The sequence below is a fragment of the Nocardioides sp. genome, assembly GCF_030150155.1.
In the GTDB taxonomy this organism is placed as follows: Bacteria; Actinomycetota; Actinomycetes; order Propionibacteriales; family Nocardioidaceae; genus Nocardioides.
On sequence record NZ_JASLGR010000033.1, the window covers coordinates 1 to 18,132 of the forward strand.

An 18,132-nucleotide genomic window follows, 5' to 3' on the forward strand; every position below is an offset into this window, starting at 1 on the left:
AACCTGATCCCGGCCGTGCTCGGCACCCGGGGCGAGGTCGTGGACCTGGGCCGGACCACACGGCTGTTCACCACCGGACAGGTCAAGGCACTCCGACTCCGACACCCCCACTGCCAGGGCCACGGCTGTGACAGACCAGCCGCGCACTGCGAAGCCCACCACCATCACAGGTGGCTCGACGGCGGCCCGACCGACCTGGCCAACGCCCTGTTGCTGTGCAGCAGGTGCCACCACCGCGCCCACGACCCCCGCCTCACCACCGAGGTCACCGACGACGGCGAGGTCCACTTCACCCCACGCGGGGCCTCACCGCCCCCACCACCATGACGCGCTGTCAGGAACGCTTCCGGCTCGGCAGCGCCAGCCACAGCGCTCCGGCCAGCACCAGGGCCACGAACCCGACACACCCGATGATGGTCAGGGTCTGGCTTCCCTCCGTGGGGAGCCAGACCACCCGGCCCGTGATCGCACCTGCCTTGCCGTCGACGGTGACCGGGATCGACCACTCCTCGACGACGTGCTCGGTGCCGGGGTCGTCCATCACTGCCGCGGGCAGCTCGGAGCCGGTGAAGCTGATCCGGTGGTCGGTCCAGCGGAACCAGCCGCTCTGCCCGGTGCTCTCCCACCGCACCACGCCGGCCTGGCCCGCGTCGGTCGGGATCGTGTCCAGGAGCGGCTCGGTGGCGTCGTACGTCGTCAGGGAGGCGGCATTGGTCGCGACCGCACCGCCGCGGAAACGCAGGAAGGGCTCACCGTGGTAGCCCTCGATCACCGCACTCACGGCGTTCCCGGTGGTGCGGGCGGTCAGCTGGGAGCCGTCCGAGGTCACCTGGACCTCGAGGCCGGCCGGAGCCGAGACCAGCTCGGAGGCGAGATGGTCGTTGGCGTTGGTCGTGGAGTGTGCCGCAACGGGCGACGCGGCCGCCATCGAGACGATGACGGCCGCGCAGCCTGCGGCGAGAAGGCGCCGCACCGCTCAGACGGTGACGGACGTGGCGCGGCTCTTGCGCGCGGCCTCGGCCGCGGCCGGGTTGAGCACCCGCTGCGCCAGCGGCGCGAAGATCAGCGCGATACCGCCCCAGAGGATGATCTGAGCCGCGATCGTGTAGGTCCGGAACTCCGCCAGCACGTCGGCCGGGAAGCCGTCGAGGACGATGTTCCCGCTCGGGTCCTTGAGCGCCAGCGGCGTCTCGGAGCCCCGCACGCCGTTGAGGGCGACGTTGGCGTCGAGGTGGCCCAGCGGAGGCAGGATCAGGAAGCAGATCGTCATCACGGCGACGTACCCGACGGCTGCCAGTACCACTGCCCAGTAGAGGCTGACCCGCTTGTGCAGCCACTGCCCGGCCAGCACGGCCAGGTAGAGGAAGACACAGGCCAGGAAGACGGTCCCCAGATAGAGCGCTCCACGGGTGCGGATGGTGTCGTCGTTGCCCACGGCCGGCGGGTTGGACGGGTACTTCGCGAACGGCACCGCGAACATGCCGACGAAGAGGAAGAACGGCACCAGAAGGCCGAGCTTGAAGCTGCTCACCCGTCCGGTGCGGCCGACCGCGATCACGTACGCGACGGCCACGAGGGCACCCATCGCGGCACCGAAGAGGACCATGCCGGTCCCGATGCCGAGGGTGGACTGGACGGTCCGGCTGACCAGGTCGGGGCCACCGGCCTCGACGGCCAGACCGGCTGCCTTGTCGAGCGCGTCCTGAGCAGCACCACGGGCGTCTTCGTAGTCGATCGCCTGGTTGATCAGGGGCTCGGCGAAGATGCGCGCGAAAATGAATGCCAGGAACCCGGCGGCGGCGCCTGCGAGGACGCCACGGCCGATCAGTTGCTTCACCATGTTGAGTTGTTCACCGCTCCCTGTGCTCAGTGACAGGGGAAGCCGAGGAAGTGTCGGCCGTCGTGGAAGAACTCGTGCACCATCATCGACTTACCGAAGACGGAGCTCATGCCCTCGTCGACGCCGATGAAGTAGTAGGCGACCAGCGCGAGCAGGGCCGTGAGGGCCAGGGCACCGATGGTCTTGAGCTCGACGTCGACGATCGGGGTCGCGACGGCATCGGCAACGGGCTGAATGGACGCAGAAGACACGTAAGGCTCCTTCAGGAATGCAACGTTCCATGGTTTCTAGGGCAGCGTGTCGGCGGAAGATCTGACTTCGAGCACCGGGTGGTCCCCGGGCTCTCACAGTGGCGTGACCGTGCCAGATTCTCACTGGCTTCCTCAACATCCGACAAGCAGAGCCAGACTATCGTTCGAGCCGGTGGCTGTCGAACGGGACCCCGCCCACGAAGTGGGACTCGACGATCCCCCGGGCTGCCGCCTCGTCGACGTGGCCGTACCAGACGTCGTCGGGCTGGACGCTGATCACCGGCGCCTGGTTGCACGGGAACTGGCACCCGGTGTGCACCACCAGGACGTCGGAGTCGCCGAGCTGGTGCTCCATCATCGCCAGGATCATCGAGCGCATCGTGTCGACCCCGCCCTTGGCGGTGCAGCGCGGCCCCCGGCAGACCATCACCTGGTGCCGATGACCGGTGACGTCCTCCCACGCCTCCGACGTCAGTCCCGGCTCGGTCCCGCTGATCGGCTTGGTCTCGGCGAGCACGTCGTCGACCTCCTCGAGCCGTACGGCGAGCCGGGTCGCGACCACCACCTCGGGCTTGATCCCAGCCCGTTCGCGCCACCAGTGCGCCGCGATCCGACGCAGCCAGGAGTGCGCCGGTCCGATCGGGCCGGTGTTGATCCCGACCAGCGTGATCGTGGTGGCGCCGGCGTCGGCGAGGCGGGTGAGCTCAGCCGACAGCGACGGGTCCCCCATCTGGAGGAACCCGACGATGGCGCCGCGGCGCTCGGCCTCGGCCAGCAGCAGCTCGCGGCGGTCGACGTCGGTGACCGACATCCCGACCAGGAGCAGGGGCGTGGTGGAGCTCATCGGTGGTCCTTTCGCGACCGCAGCCGGCCGAGGGTGTACGCCGTTCCCGCAGCGATCAGGGCAGCGCCCAGATCGACGCGGCGGGCCAGGCCGATCGCCCGGCCGATGTGGACCGGGTCGGGTGCGGGTCCGCGGCCCATCACGGCGCGGTGCTCGACCCGGTGGCCGTAGTAGGTGTTGGTGCCGCCCAGGTGGATACCGAGCGAACCGGCGAAGGCGGCCTCGATGACGCCCGCGTTGGGGCTCGGGTGCGCGGCAGCGTCGCGACGCCAGGCCCGGACGGCCTCACGGGCTCGGGTCGGCGCGGCCAGCAGCGTGAGCGCTCCCGAGAGCCGGGAGCCGGGCAGGTTGAGCAGGTCGTCCAGGCGGGCCGAGGCCCAGCCGAAGTGCTCGAAGCGGGCGTTGTGGTGGCCCACCATCGCATCGAGGGTGTTGGCCGCCCGGTAGCCGAGCAGCCCCGGCACTCCTGCCACCGCGCCCCAGACCAGGGGCGCCACCACCGCGTCGGAGGTGTTCTCGGCCACCGACTCGATCACGGCGCGGGAGACGTCGGAGGCACTCAGGTGCGCGGTGTCGCGCCCGACCAGGTGGGTGAGGCGGCGCCGGGCGCCGGGCAGGTCGTCGCGGCCCAGGAAGGCATCGACGGCGGCGGCCTCGCGCTCCAGGGAGCGTCCCCCCAGCACCGCCCAGGTCGCGACGGCGGTCAGCGCTCCGCGGGCCAGGGGCGAGGTGGCGCGGCGCTCGGCGTACGCCCCGGCCAGGGCGGTCCCGCCGACGAGCACGGCCGTGTAGGCGGCGCCTCTGCCCCGCCGGTCGGCCCAGATCGTCTTCTCCAGACGCCCGGCGACGGTGCCGAACCCGGCGACGGGGTGGAACCGGCGCGGGTCGCCGAGGACCCGGTCGGCGGCGAACCCGGCCAGCAGGCCCAGGGCTCGAACGGTGCCCCGGTTCACGGGACCAGCTCGGCGAGCAGGGCGACGTCGCGCAGCACCGCGACCGCCGAGCGCAGGATCGGGACACCCGCCAGGGCCGCCAGCGCAGCGAGCTGGGGGGTGCCGGTGGCCTCCGCAGTCGTGGCACCGTCCCGCGCTGGCGCATCGCCTTCGGCCGCCGAGGAGAGCGCCGCCGCGTCCAGGAACCAGAGGTCGGCGCCGGGCAGTGCCGCCTGGGTCAGGGCGGCCGCGGTCTCGGCCAGGTCGCCGCTGAGCACGACCGGGACACCGGTGTGGGCGGCGTGCATCAAGACGCCCACGGCGGTCTGCACGAACGCGTCGCGCTGCGCCTCGGTGCGTGCCGCCCACGGGTCGGCGAGCAGGAACAGCTGGGTTCCGGCGCGAAGCTCGCGGTGGGCCAGGGCAGCGCCGGCCAGGCGCAGGTCGGTCTCGGCCTGCGTGTCGGTCGTCTGGGTGTCGGTCGGCAGCGCCACCACCGTGACGCCGTGCGCGGCGGCCAGGCTGCTCAGGTCAGGGCCGGGACCGGCCAGCAGCCGGACCTCACGCAGCGGAGTCGGAGGGACCCGGCCCTGCGTGGCGCTCAGCCAGACGGCGTACTCGCCCAGGCGGCCCAGCGCGCCGGGCGGGGTGGCCAGCGCGGCCAGCCGCTTCGCGGCATGGGCCTGGGCGATCTCCGAGAGCGGCGCGGCCTCACGCGGCAGGCTGGTCGGGGCCAGGGAGCGCTTGCCCGAGCCGATGCTCCGGTCACTCATCGCGGCACCTCCAGGTCCCGCAGGGCGCGGCACAGTCGGTCACTCCCCGCTGGTTCACGTACGGCGATCCGCACCCAGGACCCGTCCAGGCCCGGGAACGTGTCGGCACGGCGTACGGCGATGCCGGCATCGCGCAACGCGGCATGGACCCCCACCCCGACCTGGACCAGGACGAACGACGCCGCCGACGCCACCGGGGCGAGCCCGAGGCCGCGCAGTCCGGCCACCAGGTGGTCGCGCCACCGGCCGATCTCCTCGGCCCGGCGGGCTGCCTCGACGGCGGCGGTCTCCCCCGTGCACGCCACCGCGGCGGCGATCGCGGGCGCCGAGACCGACCAGGGTGACTGGATCGCTGCCAGGGCGGCGATCGTGTCCGCCTCCCCCAGCACGTAGCCGGCCCGGATGCCGGGGATCGACCAGTGCTTGGTCAGGCTACGGATCACCAGCATGCCCTCCACCCCCGCCATGGCCTTGCCGGCGAGCGACTCGGGCTCGCCGGGGACCGCGTCCATGAACGCCTCGTCGACGACGACCAGGCGTCCGGGGCGGGCCAGGGCGCGGACCACGCTGGCCGGGTGCAGCACGCCGGTGGGGTTGGTCGGGTTGCCCAGCACGACCAGGTCAGCGTCGTCGGGCACCTGGGTCGGGTCGAGGGCGAAGCCGTCCTCGGCCCGGCACAGCACCGTCGTGACCCGGTGACCGGCCGCCTCCAGGGCGGCGTGTGGCTCGGTGAACTGCGGGTGCACGACCACGGCGCGGTGCCAGGGGCGAAGCCGAGCCACCAACGTGAACGCCTCGGCGGCACCGGCGGTGAGGAGCACCTCGGCGTCGCTGCGCCGGTGATGGGCGGCGACGCCGGCGCGGGCCGGACTCACGTCGGGGTACGCCGCCGACGCGTCGATCGAGGCATGCAGGGCCTCGTCGAGCCAGGCGGGCCGAGGCCCCGGATAGACGTTGACCGCAAGATCGAGCAGACCGGGGGTGGCCTCGACGTCGCCGTGATGACGAAGCGGGTCAGCGGTGGCCCGATCCACGTCAGTACCGCCGGAGGCGTCGGCCCGCGCGGCGTAGGCATGGGCAGCATCGGCGAACCGCTGCGCCACCTGCGGTTGCCCGGCCCAGTGCAGGTGCAGGTAGGACGCATGCACCGTGTCACTGGCGAAGCCGACCCGCTCGGTGGCCGCGACGTTGGCGTCATTGACCTCCCAGGCCGGACTCCAACGCGGGTCAGCAGGCTCGGGCGCGGCCGGGACGGTCGCGGTGCGGTGGAACTCGTGGGCGGTGACCTGCTCCCCTGCCTTCGTCAGCAGGGTGTCACCGACGGCGGTCGCGACCGGGTAGCGCAGCGTCAGGCGGGGTGCCATCGCCGCGTCGGCGGGCACGATCCCGGCCATCGGCGTCGCGTCCAGGGTGGCGGCGAGGTAGAGCAGTCCGGCGCACTCGGCGACGGTGGGCAGCCCGGCCTCGATCCGGGTGCGGAGGTCGTCGAGCAGGGACGTGTTGGCAGCGAGCTCGGCGGCGTACACCTCGGGGAATCCGCCGCCAAGGTAGAGCGCGCTGATGTTCTCGGGCAGCACCGGGTCGGTGAGGGGGTCGAGGGTGACGACCTCGCAGCCGGCCGAGCGCAGCAGCTCCTCGGTCTCGGCGTAGCGGAACGTGAACGACCGCCCGCCGGCCATCGCCACCACCGGGCGGCGCTGCGAGGCGGCACTGAGGGCAGGGCGCCACGGCTCGGCGTCGAGATCGGGGGCCGAGGCGGCCAGGGCCGCGATCGCGTCGAGGTCGAGGTGCTCGGCTACCTGGGCGCCGAGGCGTTCGACCATCGCGACTGACGCGTCGCGCTCGGCGACCGGGACCAGGCCCAGGTGCCGCGACGGCGTGGCCAACTCCTCGTCGTGCGGCAGCCGCCCCAGCACCGGCAGCCCGACGGAGTCCAGCGCCCGGGTGATCTCGGCGGTGTTGCGGTCTGAGCCGGCGCGGTTGAGCACGACACCGCCGACCCGTACCTGTGGGTCGAAGGTCGCCATTCCGGCCGCGATCGCGGCGGCCGAGCGGGACATCCGGGCGACGTCGAGGACGAGCAGGACGGGGGTCGAGGTGAGCGCGGCGACGTGCGCGCTGGAGGCGAAGCCGTCGGTGCCCAGCCGTCCGTCGTGCAGCCCCATCACGCCCTCGATCACGGCGATGTCGGCGGGCGCCGGGGTGTGGGCGCCGTGCAGCAGCAGCGGGACGACCTGCTCCTCCCCGACCAGGTGCGGGTCGAGGTTGCGGCCGGGGCGGCCGGTGGCGAGCGCGTGGTAGCCGGGGTCGATGTAGTCGGGGCCGACCTTGTGCCCGCTGACCTGGTGGCCCGCGGCTCGCAGCGCGGCCATCAGGCCGGTCGCGATCGTGGTCTTGCCCGAACCGGTGGACGGGGCGGCGACCAGGAGACGCGCCAGCCTCACCATTCGATGCCCTTCTGGCCCTTCTGGCCGGCATCCATCGGGTGCTTGATCTTCGTCATCTCCGTGACCAGGTCGCTGGCCTCGATCAGCCGCGGCTCGGCGCGGCGACCGGTGATCACGACGTGCTGGAAGCCAGGGCGGCCGGTCAGCGTCTCGACGACGTCGTCGACGTCGACCCAGCCCCACGCCATCGGGTAGGTGAACTCGTCGAGGACGTAGAGGTCGTGACGCTCCTCGGCCAGGGCACGCTTGATCTCGGCCCAGCCCTCGGCGGCCGCCTCGGCGTGATCCTCCGCCGTGCCCTCACGACGACTCCAGGACCAGCCCGCACCCATCTTGTGCCACGACACCGGGCCGCCTTCGCCGGTCTCCTCGTGCAGCCGCCCGAGGCGCTCGAGGACGGTCTGCTCCCCGATCCGCCACTTGGCCGACTTCACGAACTGGAAGACGCCGATGTCCCAGCCCTGGTTCCAGCCGCGCAGCGCCAGCCCGAAGGCCGCTGTCGACTTCCCCTTGCCGTCGCCGGTGTGGACGGCCAGCAGCGGCCGGTTGCGGCGCTGCCGGGTGGTGAGACCGTCGTCGGGGATCGAGGTGGGCTGTCCCTGCGGCATCAGGCGGCGCTCCAGGTGGTCGGCGCGACGTGCGCGCGGGCGGTATCGGTCAGGACGGCGGCGTCGACCTGGTCGACGCTGAGGTACTCAGCGCCCAGGTGGACCGCCAGGGTCTTGGCCAGCCCGAGCCGCATCGGCCCGGACTCGCCGTCGATCACGACGGTGGTGACGCCGAGGCCGGCGAGGTGGGCCGCGGCGGCCCGAGAGCGTTCCACGGCACGGGCCGGGTCGGCACCGCCGGTGGCGCGTCCGTCGGTGACGACGATCAGGACGGGGCGCAGCTTCGGGTCACGCCGACGCTCGCGGGCCAGGACCCGAGCGGCTTCGAGGAGGCCTTCGGCCAGCGGCGTACGACCGCCGGCAGCGAGGTCGTCGAGCCGGGCCGCGGCGACGTCAGTCGAGGTCGTCGGGGGCAGCACCAGCTCGGAGCTCGCCCCGGCGAAGGTGACCAGCCCGACCTTGTCGCGACGCCGGTAGGCGTCCAGGAGCAGCGAGAGCACGGCCGTCTTGACCTGCCGCATCCGCTTACGAGCGGCCATCGACCCCGAGGCGTCGACGCAGAACAGGATCAGGTTCGACTCGCGGCCCTCGCGCTCGGCGATACGCAGGTCCTCGGCGGCGAGGGTGAGCCGGTCCCCCGGACGACGCTCACCGGGACGGCCCGCGGCGGCCTTGATCGTCTCGACCAGGTGCAGCGCCCCGGGGCCGTCTGCGGCCGGGCGAGCACCGATCCGGCGGCCGGTGGAGGACGTGGCGCGACTGCGGCGTCCCGCTGCCCCCTCGCCGACGCCCTCGGCGCGCAGCATGCGGGCGCGGTACGGCGTCGACGCACCGACCTGGGAGGTCGGGGCGTTGCCCGCCGGGGCCGGCGGGGTCACGGAGTCCTCGGGGCCGGGGGCGGCAGGGGCCTCGGCCGGCTCCTCGCTCGGCCCGTCGCTCGGCTCGTCGTTCGAGTCCCCGTCAGACCCGTCGGTGCCGTCGGAGCTCGGCGGCGTCGGAGGGCTCGGCGGTTCAGGATCGGTCTCGGGATCGGGCTCCGGGTCAGGCAGGTCCTCGGCGTCCAGGAGCGCGTCGAGGAGTGCCTCGTCCAGGCCCGGCTCGTCGAACGGGTTACGTCGACGTCGGTGCGGCAGGGTCAGCAGCGCGGCGGCCCGCAGGTCGGCGCGGGTGACCTCGGTACGGCCGTGCCAGGCGGCGTGGGCCAGCGCGGTGCGGGCGGTGACGATGTCGGCGCGCAGCCCCTCGACCTCGAACCCGGCACAGATCCGGGCGATCGCGAGCAGCGCGGCGTCGCTCAGCTCCAGGACCGCGACAGCGGCACGGGCGGCGACGATCCGGGCGGCGATGGCGGCATCGGCGGCGGCGTACCGCTCACAGAAGGCGGTGGGGTCGGCGTCGTACGCCATCCGCCGGCGGACCACCTCGACCCGGGCGGCGGGGTCGAGCGGCGCGGCGACCTCGACGGTGAGGCCGAACCGGTCGAGCAGCTGCGGGCGGAGCTCGCCCTCCTCAGGGTTCATCGTGCCGATCAGGACGAAGCGTGCGGCGTGCTCCACGGAGATGCCGTCACGTTCGACGGTGACGCGTCCGGTGGCGGCGGCGTCGAGGAGGAGGTCGACCAGGTGGTCGTGCAGCAGGTTGACCTCGTCGACGTAGAGCAGTCCACCGTCGGCGCGGGCCAGCAGACCCTTCTCGACCTCGACCTTGCCGTGCGCGAGCGCCTGCTCCAGCTGGATCGAGCCCAGCACCCGGTCCTCGGTGGCTCCGATCGGCAGCTCGACCAGCGGCGGCACCAGCGCGCCCAGGGCGCGGACGGCGGTCGACTTCGCGGTGCCCTTCTGGCCACGGATCAGGACCCCACCGATCTCGGGCGAGACGGTGGTGAGCATCAGTGCCAGGCCCATCGGGTCCAGCGCGTCAGGCGCGCAGCCGACGACGGCGGACAAAGGAAAATGCACCTGTGGCATGGGTGAGGCTCCCGCTCGGTTCGACCGGCGGGCCGTGTGCCCGTCGGGTCTGGCGGGAGGCCGGTCTTCGGACTTGTGCGAGTCCCCCGGAGGGGCTCGGTTCACCGCAGCGGGCCTGTGTCGGAATCTCACCGACTTCCCAGATTCTCCCCGTCCACCGACGCCACCGTTTCCGATGGCGAGGTCGTTGGGGCACCTCTCGCCACTGCCACGATAGCGTGGTCGGTCGTGTCGTCCCCGATGCCCCTCTCCCCTGCCCACCGCCGCCTGCTCGTCGTCGGAATGGGCGACGACGGCTGGGCGGGCCTGGCCGAAGGGGTGCGGGAACGGATCCTCGCTGCCGACGTGCTGCTCGGTGGCGCCCGCCACCTCGCCCTGATCCCAGCGCGTCCCTCCGGCACGGAGCAACGTCGTCAGGCCTGGCCCTCACCGCTACGGTCGGGGCTCCCCGGCCTGCTCGACCAGCTCGGCGACACCGACGTGGTGGCGCTCGCCTCAGGGGACCCACTGGTCTCGGGCATCGGATCGACCCTGATCGATCTCCTCGGCCCTGACCGGGTCGAGATCGTCCCGGCGGTCTCCTCGGTGGCCCTGGCCCGCGCCGCGATGCGCTGGCCGGCCGAGTCGTGCGAGACGGTCTCGGTGGTGGGGCGTGCCGTGGACGTCGTACGCCGTCAGCTGGCGCCCGGGCGACGGCTGCTGCTGCTCTCCTCGGACGAGACGACGCCCCTGGCGGTGGCCGGGCTGCTGGTCGAGAGCGGCTACGGGCACAGCGCCGTGACGGTCCTAGCCCACCTCGGCGGCGCCGCGGAGCAGGTCTTCCCGACGCTGAGCGCCACCGACCTGGTCTCGGCCACGACGCCGTACCCCCGGCTCACCGTGATCGCGGTGGACTGTGTCGGCCCGCACCGGGGCGGCTGGACCGCGGGGCTGCCCGACGACGCGTTCGAGCACGACGGCCAGCTCACCAAGCGCGACCTGCGCGCCTCGGCCCTGGCCCGGCTCGCGCCGACCCCCGGGGAGCACCTGTGGGACGTCGGCGCCGGTGCCGGCTCGATCGGCATCGAGTGGATGCGCGCCCACCCGACCTGCACCACGACCGCCTTCGAGGGCCACCCCGACCGGGCCGCCCGGATCGCCCGCAACGCCGCGCGCCTGGGCGTGCCCGGCCTCGCCGTGGTCGAAGGGCGCGCCCCGGCCGTGCTGACCGAGGGCACCGTGGCGGCCCCCGACGCGATCTTCATCGGCGGCGGCGCCACCCGCGACGGGGTGATCGACGCCTGCCTGGCAGCCCTGCGCCCCGGCGGGCGCCTCGTCGTCCACGGCGTCACTCTGGAGACCGAGCGGGTCCTGGCCGAGCGCTACCTCGCCCACGGCGGCGAGCTGACCCGGCTCGCGGTGGAGACCACCGCCCCGGTCGGAACGTTCACCGGTTGGAGCCCCGCCCGGACGGTGACGCAGTGGGCCCTCACCGTCTGACCGGTCCCACGGGTCCACATCCCATCCGCCTTTCGTCCCCCATTTCGGGGACAAGGTCCCGGGTGCGTTCGTACGCTCGTGCTGACCTACGCCCGGTCTCGGAACCGGGTTCGAGGAGGCACCATGCACAAGCGTCTCTCCGTCATCGCAGCGCTGGTAGCGCCTGCGATCGCGATCACGTCGGGGCTGGCCCCGATCTCTGCCGCGCACGCCGTCGACCCTGCCACCGGCACGGTCGTCGTCACGGTCGTCGATGACCACGATCGCCCCGTTCCGTTCACCGTCGGGCTGATCAGCACTGCCGGTGATCGAGCGGGCAACCCTGCTCAGGCCTCAGGACCCAGCGTCGTGACCGACGTGGTGCCGGGAAGCTACGGCGTCGTCGCCCTGACCCCCTGGGCCGGGCTGTCGTGTGCCGGGGTCGCCCCGTGCACCAGCGTCATCGTCGGCGGGAGCAGCCCGCCGACCGGCATCACACCGGTGCTCACCGTGCACGCCGGCGCCACCGCGGCGTACACGCTGAAGGTGCCCAGCCCGAAGGTCGTCGCCCACGGCAGCGCACCCGGGTCACGACTCAGCCTCGTGCTGCCGTCGGGCTACCAGGAGCTGGCCACGGTCTTCGCTGCGCAGAGCAGCGGCACCCAGACCGTCGCCAGCCTCCAGCCCAGCGTGACCTGGCTCCGCAACGGGGTCGACACCGGCGTCACGGCGACGTCGTACACGTCGAAGGCCAGCGACGGCAGTGGCACCATCGCCGCCCGGCTGACCTACAACGCGTACGCGAACCAGCAGTGGGTGGACGCCACCTCCGTCGGCATCAGCGCGTTCACCACCGACGCGGTGCGGCTGGCGCGCGGCACGTCGCGACTGGTGCTGAGCCTGCCCGCCAGCATCAAGGCCGGTCGGCGGCCCACCGGCAAGGTCAGGCTGATCACCCCGGGCACGACGGTGAGCGCCTGGCTGAGCATCAAGGTCGGGAGGAAGAAGGTCACCGTCCCCGTGATCGACGGGGTCGGCAGGTTCAAGCTCCCGAAGCTGTCGAAGGGTCGCTACCGGGTCTCGACGTCCTGGGGTGGCAACGCCGCCCTGCTGCCGGCGAGCGCCTCGGTGAGGCTGCGGGTGAGGTAGCGCCACCCTGGCTCCCGGGCGTCGCGAGCTCAGTGCTCGTCGGCCGCCCGGGAGTCGGTCAGCGTCAGGGCCCCACCGATCGACACGATCCCGACCACGAGCGCGAGCACCGCGTAGGTGATCCGCTCGCCGTGGAAGAACGACGCCACCAGGCCCGCATCCCAGACCCCGGCGGGCAGCGTGGTCGTCACCAGGGCCGCGATCAGGGTCCCGACCAGGGCGGTGCCGATGCTGGAGCCGACCTCCTGCGCGGTGTCGTTGAGCGCCGCCCCAATCGAGGTCCGGTTGCTCGGCATCGCGTCGATCACCGCGACCGCCCCGATCGTCATCACGGTCCGCAGTCCGACCGTCATCACGACCATCGAGATCGCGATGGCGACGTACCCGTGCGAGACACCCCAGGCGAGGCCGGCCAGCGCACCGGTGAGCAGGGTGGAGCCGATCAGGCAGGCGATCCGGTGCCCGTAGCGCTTGATCAGGGTCTCCGACAGCGGCGTGGCCAGCAACATCGTCGCGATCATCGGCAGGTTGGCCAGGCCGGCGCGGACCGGCGACCAGCCGTAGGCGTACTGGAAGTGCAGGATCAGGCCAAACATCACACTCGCCATCGCGATCGAGGTACCGGCCTGGGCGATGGTCGCGCCGCGGATGGTGGCGTTGTCGAAGAAACTCAGGTCGAGCATCGGCGCTGCGGTGGTGCGCTCGCGGCGGACGAAGGCCAGAGCAGCGAGTACGGCGCCCAGGGCGGCGCCCAGTGTCGGCAGCGAGAGCCAGCCGTGGTCGACCCCGGAGGTGGCGGCGTAGCAGGCCAGACCGATGGTGAGCACGCTGTACGCCGCGCCCGGCAGGTCCAGCCGGTCGGCGGTGAGGTCCTCGGGCCGGTCGGCGGCGACGCCGCGCCAGACCCCGACGACGGCCAGCAGCGCGATCGGGGCGTTGACGATCAGCAGCCACTCCCAGCCGATGTGGGCCAGCGCGGTGCCGCCGAGCAGCGGGCCGAGGATGAAGCCCGACATCCCGACCACGATCATCACCGTCATCGCCCGCATCCGCAGGGCCTGGTCGTCGAAGAGCCGGAAGACCAGGGAGTTCGTGATCGGTGCCATCATCGCTGCGGCGATGCCGAGGCAGGCGCGCAGCGCGATCAGCTCGCCGGTGCTGTGTACGGCCACCACCGCGAGGCTGAGCAGGCCGAAGACGGCCAGGCCGACCAGCAGCACCCGCTTGCGGCCGAACCGGTCGGCGATCGACCCCGCCGTCAGCAGCAGGCCGCCGAAGGTGAGCGAGTAGGCACCCGTCACCCACTGCAACGCGGTGGTGCCGCCGCCGAGGTCGCGTCCGATCGTGGGCAGCGCGATCGAGAGAAGGGTGTTGTCGACCATCTCGACGAAGAACGCCAGACACAGCGCCGCCATCGGGATCCAGGCGGCGCGCAGGGACGGGTACGTGCGTGCGGCAGGGGCCAGTGTGCTCATGACGGCGACGCTAGGGTCGGCCGGTTTCAGAGCGGCTTCAGAGCGCCTTCACTGCGCTTTCACGAGGCGGTCAGGGGGCTGTCAGGGGGCGACGCGGTGCGCGACGGAGTCGAGGATCTCCCGGACCTCGTCGGCGTCGGTGGCCTCAGCCGTCACGGCGATCCGTCCGACGACCTGGTAGCCCGCGTGGTGGCCGTTGCCGTCGGGATCGGTGACCACACCGGGGCCACCGATCGGGTCGAACGAGGCGGTGTCACCGACGAAGGTGATCGACGTGGTCAGGTCGCAGGCCGGCGTGTCCTTCGGCGCCCACGCGTCCGGCTTCGACTCACACCCGTCGATGTCGAGGCGCTTCCAGTCCCCCGGGATGCTCACCTGGACGTCGCCGTACCCGACCGTCTGCCACCCCGCGTGCCCGGCCGTGTCGCCGATCCGGATCGAGCGCGGCTGCGCCTCGACGTGCTGGATCATCAGCACCGCCGAGACCACGGCGGCGACGAGGGCCACGAAGAGCACGGTCAGGCCGAGGACGCGGGCCTGCGAGACGGAGGTGGAGGAGCTCATGAGGACATCGTCTCAGGTCCGCGGCGCTCCCGGTCCGCGCTGTACAGGAACGACTCGCCGCGGCCCTCGGTGTCATTGGGCGTCAGCGCCCGTCCGACCAGGATCACCGCTGCCTGCCGTAGCCCTGCGGCCTCGACCGCGTCGGCGATGGTGGCGACGGTGCCGCGCAGCACCTGCTGGTCGGGCTGGGAGGCGCGGTAGACCACGGCGACCGGGCAGTCGGCGCCGTACTCGCCGGTGATCTCCTCCATCAGCGTCCGGATCCGGGTGATCCCCAGGTGCAGCACGAGGGTGGCGCGGGTGGCGGCGAAGGCGGCCAGCGACTCGGTGGCCGGCATCGCCGAGGAGCGGGCCTGGGTGCGGGTCAGCACGACGGACTGCGCGACGTGCGGGACGGTGAGCTCGTGGCCGAGGACGGCCGCGGCGGCGGCGTACGCCGGCACGCCCGGTGTCACCGCCCAGGTCACCCCCGCTCGATCGAGTCGGGCAGTCTGCTCGGCCAGCGCCGAGTAGACCGACAGGTCCCCCGAGGCCAGCCTGACCACCCGGCGGCCGGCCCGGTCGGCGGCGACCAGGTGGGCGGTGATCTGGTCGAGGTCGAGCCCCTGGGTGTCGATCAGCTCCGCCTCGGGCGAGCAGTGCGCCAGCACCTCGGGGTCCAGGTAGGTGCCCGGGTAGAGCACCACCTCGGCCTCGGCCAGCAGCCGGGTGGCACGCACGGTGAGGAGGTCGGCCGCCCCCGGACCAGCACCGACGAACTGGACACTCATCGGACGTACCTCGGCGTCCACACCCCGGCCGCGGAGACCCGCGTGCCGGTGGCGCCGATGATCAGCAGGCACTTCATGTCGATCGTGCCGGGGTCGAGCTCGCCCAGCGTGGTGACGCTCAGCGACTCCTCGGAGCGGCCCACGTCGCGACCGACGATCACCACCGTGGCCGGGTCGCGGTGCTCCAGCAGCACCGTCACCGCCCGGGCGATCTGCTCGGTGCGCGAGCGCGACGCGGGGTTGTACAGGCCGAGCACCAGGTCGGCCTCGGCGATGTGGCGCAGCCGCTTCTCCACGACCTCCCACGGCTTGAGCCGGTCCGAGAGCGAGACCACCGCGAAGTCGGCACCGATGGGAGCACCTCCCCGGGCCGCGACGGCCTGGATCGCGCTCACGCCGGGCAGCACCCGTACCGCCACCTCCCGGTAGCGCGGGTCCTCGGCGGCCTCGAAGACGGCCGAGGCCATCCCGAAGACCCCGGCGTCGCCACCGGAGACGACGGCGACCTTCTCGCCGCTCAGCGCCAGGTCCAGGGCGAACCGGGCCCGGTCCACCTCGACCGTGTTGCCGCTGGCGTGGCGGGTCAGGCCGGCGCGCTGCGGCACCCGGTCGACGTACGGGCCGTAGCCGACGACGTGGTCGACCTCGGCGAGCACCGCGGCGGCCTCGGGGGTGAGCCAGCGGTCCGGGCCGGGGCCGAGCCCCAGCACGACCACCTCGGCATCGGTCGCGGTCGACTCGGCGACCTGCGGCGCGCTCTCCCCCAGCACCCGCGAGCGGCGCCCGTTGCGGGAGTCACCGGTGACCACGATCACGGAGAAGTACGGCACCGAGTCGGGGTCGACCTCGGCGACCGGGAGCCAGCGCTGGGCCGGCATCGAGGCCCGCTCCACGTAGAGCGCGTCGTCGAGGCGACCGGCGGCCTCCAGCGCACGGCGTACGGCGGGGAACGTGCGGCCCAGCTTCATGATCACCGCCCCGTCGGTGTCGGCCAGGCGTCGGGCCAGCTCGGGTTCGGGCAGGGTGCCGGGCAGCACCGTGAGGATGTCGGTCTGGCGCACCAGCGGCTCGGCGACCGCGGCGGTGGCGGCGAGGAAGGCCGGGACGCCGGGCACGATCTCGGTCGCGAAGCGGGCCGAGAGGCGGTCGTGCATGTACATGTAGGACCCGTAGAAGAGCGGGTCGCCCTCCGAGAGCAGCACCACGGTGCGCCCTGCCTCCAGGTGAGCGGCGAGGCGAGCGGCCGAGGCCTCGTAGAACTCCGCCAGGGCACCGGTGTAGCCGCCGGGGTGGTCGGTGGTGCCGGTCGTGACCGGGTAGGTCAGCTCCTCCTCGATCACGCCTGCGGGGAAGAGCCCGGCCGCGATCCGGCGGGCGTTGGACTCCTTGCCGGCCGCCGCGTGGAAGGCGATCACGTCGGCCGCGCCGATCAGGCGGGCCGCCCGCAGGGTGATCAGCTCGGGGTCGCCGGGGCCGACCCCGACGCCGTAGAAGCTGCCTGCCGACGACAACGACGAGGTCATCACTCCACCTCCTGGGCCAGGGCGTTGAGGGCCGAGGACGTCATCGCCGAGCCGCCGCGGCGACCGCGGACGGTGACGAACGGGATCTCGATGCCGTGGTCGGTGGCGAGGTCGGCCAGGGCCTGCTTGGACTCGGCGGCGCCGATGAAGCCGACCGGGCAGCCGACGATGGCGGCCGGACGCGGGGCGCCGTCGATCAGCATCTCCAGCAGGTGGAAGAGCGCGGTCGGAGCGTTGCCGATCGCGACGACCGCACCCTCGAGGCTCGGCTCCCACAGCGAGACCGCCGCAGCGGTGCGGGTGGTCCCCCACTCCCGGGCCAGGTCGGGCACCTGCGGGTCGTTGAGCAGGCAGACCACGTCGTTGTCGCGCGGCAGCCGGGAGCGGGTCACCCCGGTGGCGACCATCGTGGCGTCGCACAGGATCGGGGCTCCGGCCTCCAGGGCGGTGCGGGCCGCGTCGACCAGGGCGGGGTGGATCACCAGGTCCTCGACCAGGTCGACCTGACCCGAGCCGTGGATCATCCGCACCGCGAGCTTCTCGGCCGAGGCCGGGACCGTGCTCAGGTCGGCCTCGCGCCGGATGGTAGCGAAGGAGTCGACGTAGATCCCGGCACCGGTGTCGATGTAGTCGTAGTGCCGACGGGGTGGACGCAGCTCGCTCACAGTGAGCCTTCCTGGGTCGTGATGGGGTCGGGCGTGGGCAGCAGCACCCCACGCCAGGGGGTCAGGACGAGGTGGTCGCCCTCGAGCGCGTCGAGGAACTCCCGCGACATCAGGGCCTCGGGCACCTCGCGGTGCTCTCCGGCGGGCCCGGGGCCGAACGGGAGCGGTGCGCTCGGGGCGGGCAGGCGCGGATCGGCTGCGGTCACCGGCGCCAGGTCGGCGGTGGCGTCGAGCTCGTGCACGTGCCAGGGCGCGCTCGTGCCCGCACCGCGCACGGTGAGGAACCGCCGCGCGAGTTCGGCCAGCGCGGTCGAAGCGTCGGCCAGGGCCACGACCGGCCCGTAGCCCTGCCCCACTCGCAGCTGGGCAGTGGCGTCGTCGAGAGCGACCAGACCGAGGTCGCACTGCCGCTCGACCAGGTCACCGCGACCGTCGTCGAGCACGAACAGGAACCGGCCCGGCAGGTCGGCCAGCACCGGGTCCGCACACAGCGCGACGTCGAGCGCCCGGGTCAGCGGCCGCAGGTCTGCCATGCCCCCGGCCAGCCCCGTTGCGGGGCTGGTCAGGATGTTGCGCACCAGCTCATGCCGCGGTGCGGGCAGCAGACCGGTCGCGGCCAGCGCCCGGCGTACGTCGTCACGCAGCGCCCCGTCGGCGGACGGCAGCGCGCGGACCTGGAGGTTGGCCCGCGAGGTGAGGTGCACCAGCCCGTCGCCGTACTCCTCGGCGACGGCGGCCACGGCCCGCAGCGTGCGGATCGGGATCTGCCCGCCGGGGACGCGCAGCCGGACCAGCAGGCCGTCGGCGGCCGGCCAGGGTCGGTCGGCACCGGGGCAACGATCGCGACGATCACGCACGGGGCACTT

18 protein-coding genes and 2 riboswitches are annotated in these 18,132 nt (G+C 73.1%); of the genes, 3 read left to right on the forward strand and 15 right to left on the reverse strand.

All coding sequences use genetic code 11. From position 1 onward, the window contains the following. Positions 1-327, forward strand: a 327-nt coding sequence (locus tag Q1V88_RS10045) for an HNH endonuclease (RefSeq protein WP_300680995.1), incomplete at its 5' end; no start/stop codon positions are given. 7 nt (positions 328-334) lie between these two features. Here the strand turns inward: Q1V88_RS10045 and Q1V88_RS10050 are convergent. The 9 genes from Q1V88_RS10050 to Q1V88_RS10090 all read right to left on the reverse strand — a co-directional run bounded on the left by Q1V88_RS10050 (position 335) and on the right by Q1V88_RS10090 (position 9,641). Then, complete coding sequence (locus tag Q1V88_RS10050) at positions 335-973, reverse strand: hypothetical protein (RefSeq protein WP_300680997.1); 639 nt, start codon at positions 971-973, stop codon at positions 335-337. 3 nt (positions 974-976) lie between these two features. Beyond that, a complete protein-coding gene (locus Q1V88_RS10055) occupies positions 977-1,840 on the reverse strand; it encodes a CbtA family protein (RefSeq protein ID WP_300680998.1) in 864 nt (287 codons plus the stop codon). A gap of 26 nt (positions 1,841-1,866) precedes the next feature. Continuing rightward, positions 1,867-2,091 (reverse strand): CbtB-domain containing protein, encoded by a 225-nt coding sequence (locus tag Q1V88_RS10060; protein ID WP_300680999.1) that lies wholly within the window; start codon positions 2,089-2,091, stop codon positions 1,867-1,869. Positions 2,092-2,149: 58 nt separating this feature from the next. Next, positions 2,150-2,263: riboswitch (cobalamin riboswitch) on the reverse strand. Continuing rightward, a complete protein-coding gene (locus Q1V88_RS10065) occupies positions 2,249-2,935 on the reverse strand; it encodes a (2Fe-2S) ferredoxin domain-containing protein (RefSeq protein WP_300681001.1) in 687 nt (228 codons plus the stop codon). It overlaps the preceding riboswitch by 15 nt. Further along, complete coding sequence (locus Q1V88_RS10070; RefSeq protein ID WP_300681003.1) at positions 2,932-3,888, reverse strand: cobalamin biosynthesis protein; 957 nt, start codon at positions 3,886-3,888, stop codon at positions 2,932-2,934. Before Q1V88_RS10070 ends, Q1V88_RS10065 begins: the two co-directional genes overlap by 4 nt. Next, positions 3,885-4,640: a nicotinate-nucleotide--dimethylbenzimidazole phosphoribosyltransferase gene (locus tag Q1V88_RS10075; protein ID WP_300681005.1), complete on the reverse strand. Its 756-nt coding sequence runs from the start codon at positions 4,638-4,640 to the stop codon at positions 3,885-3,887. The genes Q1V88_RS10070 and Q1V88_RS10075 overlap by 4 nt, the downstream gene beginning before the upstream one ends. After that, on the reverse strand, positions 4,637-7,087 hold the full coding sequence (locus Q1V88_RS10080) for a cobyrinate a,c-diamide synthase (protein ID WP_300681007.1): 2,451 nt from the start codon (positions 7,085-7,087) through the stop codon (positions 4,637-4,639). The genes Q1V88_RS10075 and Q1V88_RS10080 overlap by 4 nt, the downstream gene beginning before the upstream one ends. Further along, complete coding sequence (gene cobO / locus Q1V88_RS10085; RefSeq protein ID WP_300681008.1) at positions 7,081-7,695, reverse strand: cob(I)yrinic acid a,c-diamide adenosyltransferase; 615 nt, start codon at positions 7,693-7,695, stop codon at positions 7,081-7,083. The genes Q1V88_RS10080 and cobO overlap by 7 nt, the downstream gene beginning before the upstream one ends. Further along, the gene (locus Q1V88_RS10090) at positions 7,695-9,641 is read right to left on the reverse strand and encodes a VWA domain-containing protein (protein WP_300681009.1); all 1,947 of its coding nucleotides are present in this window, start codon (positions 9,639-9,641) and stop codon (positions 7,695-7,697) included. The genes cobO and Q1V88_RS10090 overlap by 1 nt, the downstream gene beginning before the upstream one ends. Before the next feature lie 61 nt (positions 9,642-9,702). Further along, positions 9,703-9,845: riboswitch (cobalamin riboswitch) on the reverse strand. 57 nt (positions 9,846-9,902) lie between these two features. Between Q1V88_RS10090 and cbiE the strand changes: the two genes are divergently transcribed. After that, positions 9,903-11,141, forward strand: a complete 1,239-nt coding sequence (cbiE, locus tag Q1V88_RS10095; RefSeq protein WP_300681010.1) for a precorrin-6y C5,15-methyltransferase (decarboxylating) subunit CbiE — start codon at positions 9,903-9,905, stop codon at positions 11,139-11,141. A 123-nt stretch (positions 11,142-11,264) separates the two neighbouring features. After that, positions 11,265-12,269 (forward strand): hypothetical protein, encoded by a 1,005-nt coding sequence (locus Q1V88_RS10100; RefSeq protein ID WP_300681011.1) that lies wholly within the window; start codon positions 11,265-11,267, stop codon positions 12,267-12,269. Between the two features lie 29 nt (positions 12,270-12,298). Here Q1V88_RS10100 and Q1V88_RS10105 read toward each other — a convergent pair whose 3' ends face one another. The 6 genes from Q1V88_RS10105 to Q1V88_RS10130 form a co-directional block, all read right to left on the reverse strand. Then, positions 12,299-13,744: an MFS transporter gene (locus Q1V88_RS10105; protein ID WP_300681012.1), complete on the reverse strand. Its 1,446-nt coding sequence runs from the start codon at positions 13,742-13,744 to the stop codon at positions 12,299-12,301. Between the two features lie 81 nt (positions 13,745-13,825). After that, on the reverse strand, positions 13,826-14,308 hold the full coding sequence (locus Q1V88_RS10110; protein WP_300681014.1) for a hypothetical protein: 483 nt from the start codon (positions 14,306-14,308) through the stop codon (positions 13,826-13,828). After that, the gene (gene cobM / locus Q1V88_RS10115) at positions 14,305-15,078 is read right to left on the reverse strand and encodes a precorrin-4 C(11)-methyltransferase (protein WP_300681016.1); all 774 of its coding nucleotides are present in this window, start codon (positions 15,076-15,078) and stop codon (positions 14,305-14,307) included. Before cobM ends, Q1V88_RS10110 begins: the two co-directional genes overlap by 4 nt. Then, positions 15,075-16,601, reverse strand: a complete 1,527-nt coding sequence (locus Q1V88_RS10120; protein ID WP_300681018.1) for a precorrin-2 C(20)-methyltransferase — start codon at positions 16,599-16,601, stop codon at positions 15,075-15,077. The genes cobM and Q1V88_RS10120 overlap by 4 nt, the downstream gene beginning before the upstream one ends. Continuing rightward, a complete protein-coding gene (locus tag Q1V88_RS10125; RefSeq protein WP_366914076.1) occupies positions 16,601-17,257 on the reverse strand; it encodes a precorrin-8X methylmutase in 657 nt (218 codons plus the stop codon). Before Q1V88_RS10125 ends, Q1V88_RS10120 begins: the two co-directional genes overlap by 1 nt. A gap of 5 nt (positions 17,258-17,262) precedes the next feature. Then, on the reverse strand, positions 17,263-18,123 hold the full coding sequence (locus tag Q1V88_RS10130) for a nitrite reductase (protein ID WP_300681022.1): 861 nt from the start codon (positions 18,121-18,123) through the stop codon (positions 17,263-17,265). Between the last annotated feature and the right edge of the window lie 9 nt (positions 18,124-18,132).

Excerpts from the sequence above, each read along its gene's own strand:
- Q1V88_RS10100 (WP_300681011.1), top strand. The coding sequence starts at position 11,265 with ATGCACAAGCGTCTCTCCGTCATCGCAGCGCTGGTAGCGCCTGCGATC.
- cobM (WP_300681016.1), bottom strand. The coding sequence starts at position 15,078 with ATGAGTGTCCAGTTCGTCGGTGCTGGTCCGGGGGCGGCCGACCTCCTC.
- Q1V88_RS10120 (WP_300681018.1), bottom strand. The coding sequence starts at position 16,601 with ATGACCTCGTCGTTGTCGTCGGCAGGCAGCTTCTACGGCGTCGGGGTC.
- Q1V88_RS10075 (WP_300681005.1), bottom strand. The coding sequence starts at position 4,640 with ATGAGTGACCGGAGCATCGGCTCGGGCAAGCGCTCCCTGGCCCCGACC.
- Q1V88_RS10110 (WP_300681014.1), bottom strand. The coding sequence starts at position 14,308 with ATGAGCTCCTCCACCTCCGTCTCGCAGGCCCGCGTCCTCGGCCTGACC.
- Q1V88_RS10080 (WP_300681007.1), bottom strand. The coding sequence starts at position 7,087 with ATGGTGAGGCTGGCGCGTCTCCTGGTCGCCGCCCCGTCCACCGGTTCG.
- cobO (WP_300681008.1), bottom strand. The coding sequence starts at position 7,695 with ATGCCGCAGGGACAGCCCACCTCGATCCCCGACGACGGTCTCACCACC.
- cbiE (WP_300681010.1), top strand. The coding sequence starts at position 9,903 with ATGCCCCTCTCCCCTGCCCACCGCCGCCTGCTCGTCGTCGGAATGGGC.
- Q1V88_RS10065 (WP_300681001.1), bottom strand. The coding sequence starts at position 2,935 with ATGAGCTCCACCACGCCCCTGCTCCTGGTCGGGATGTCGGTCACCGAC.
- Q1V88_RS10105 (WP_300681012.1), bottom strand. The coding sequence starts at position 13,744 with ATGAGCACACTGGCCCCTGCCGCACGCACGTACCCGTCCCTGCGCGCC.
- Q1V88_RS10055 (WP_300680998.1), bottom strand. The coding sequence starts at position 1,840 with ATGGTGAAGCAACTGATCGGCCGTGGCGTCCTCGCAGGCGCCGCCGCC.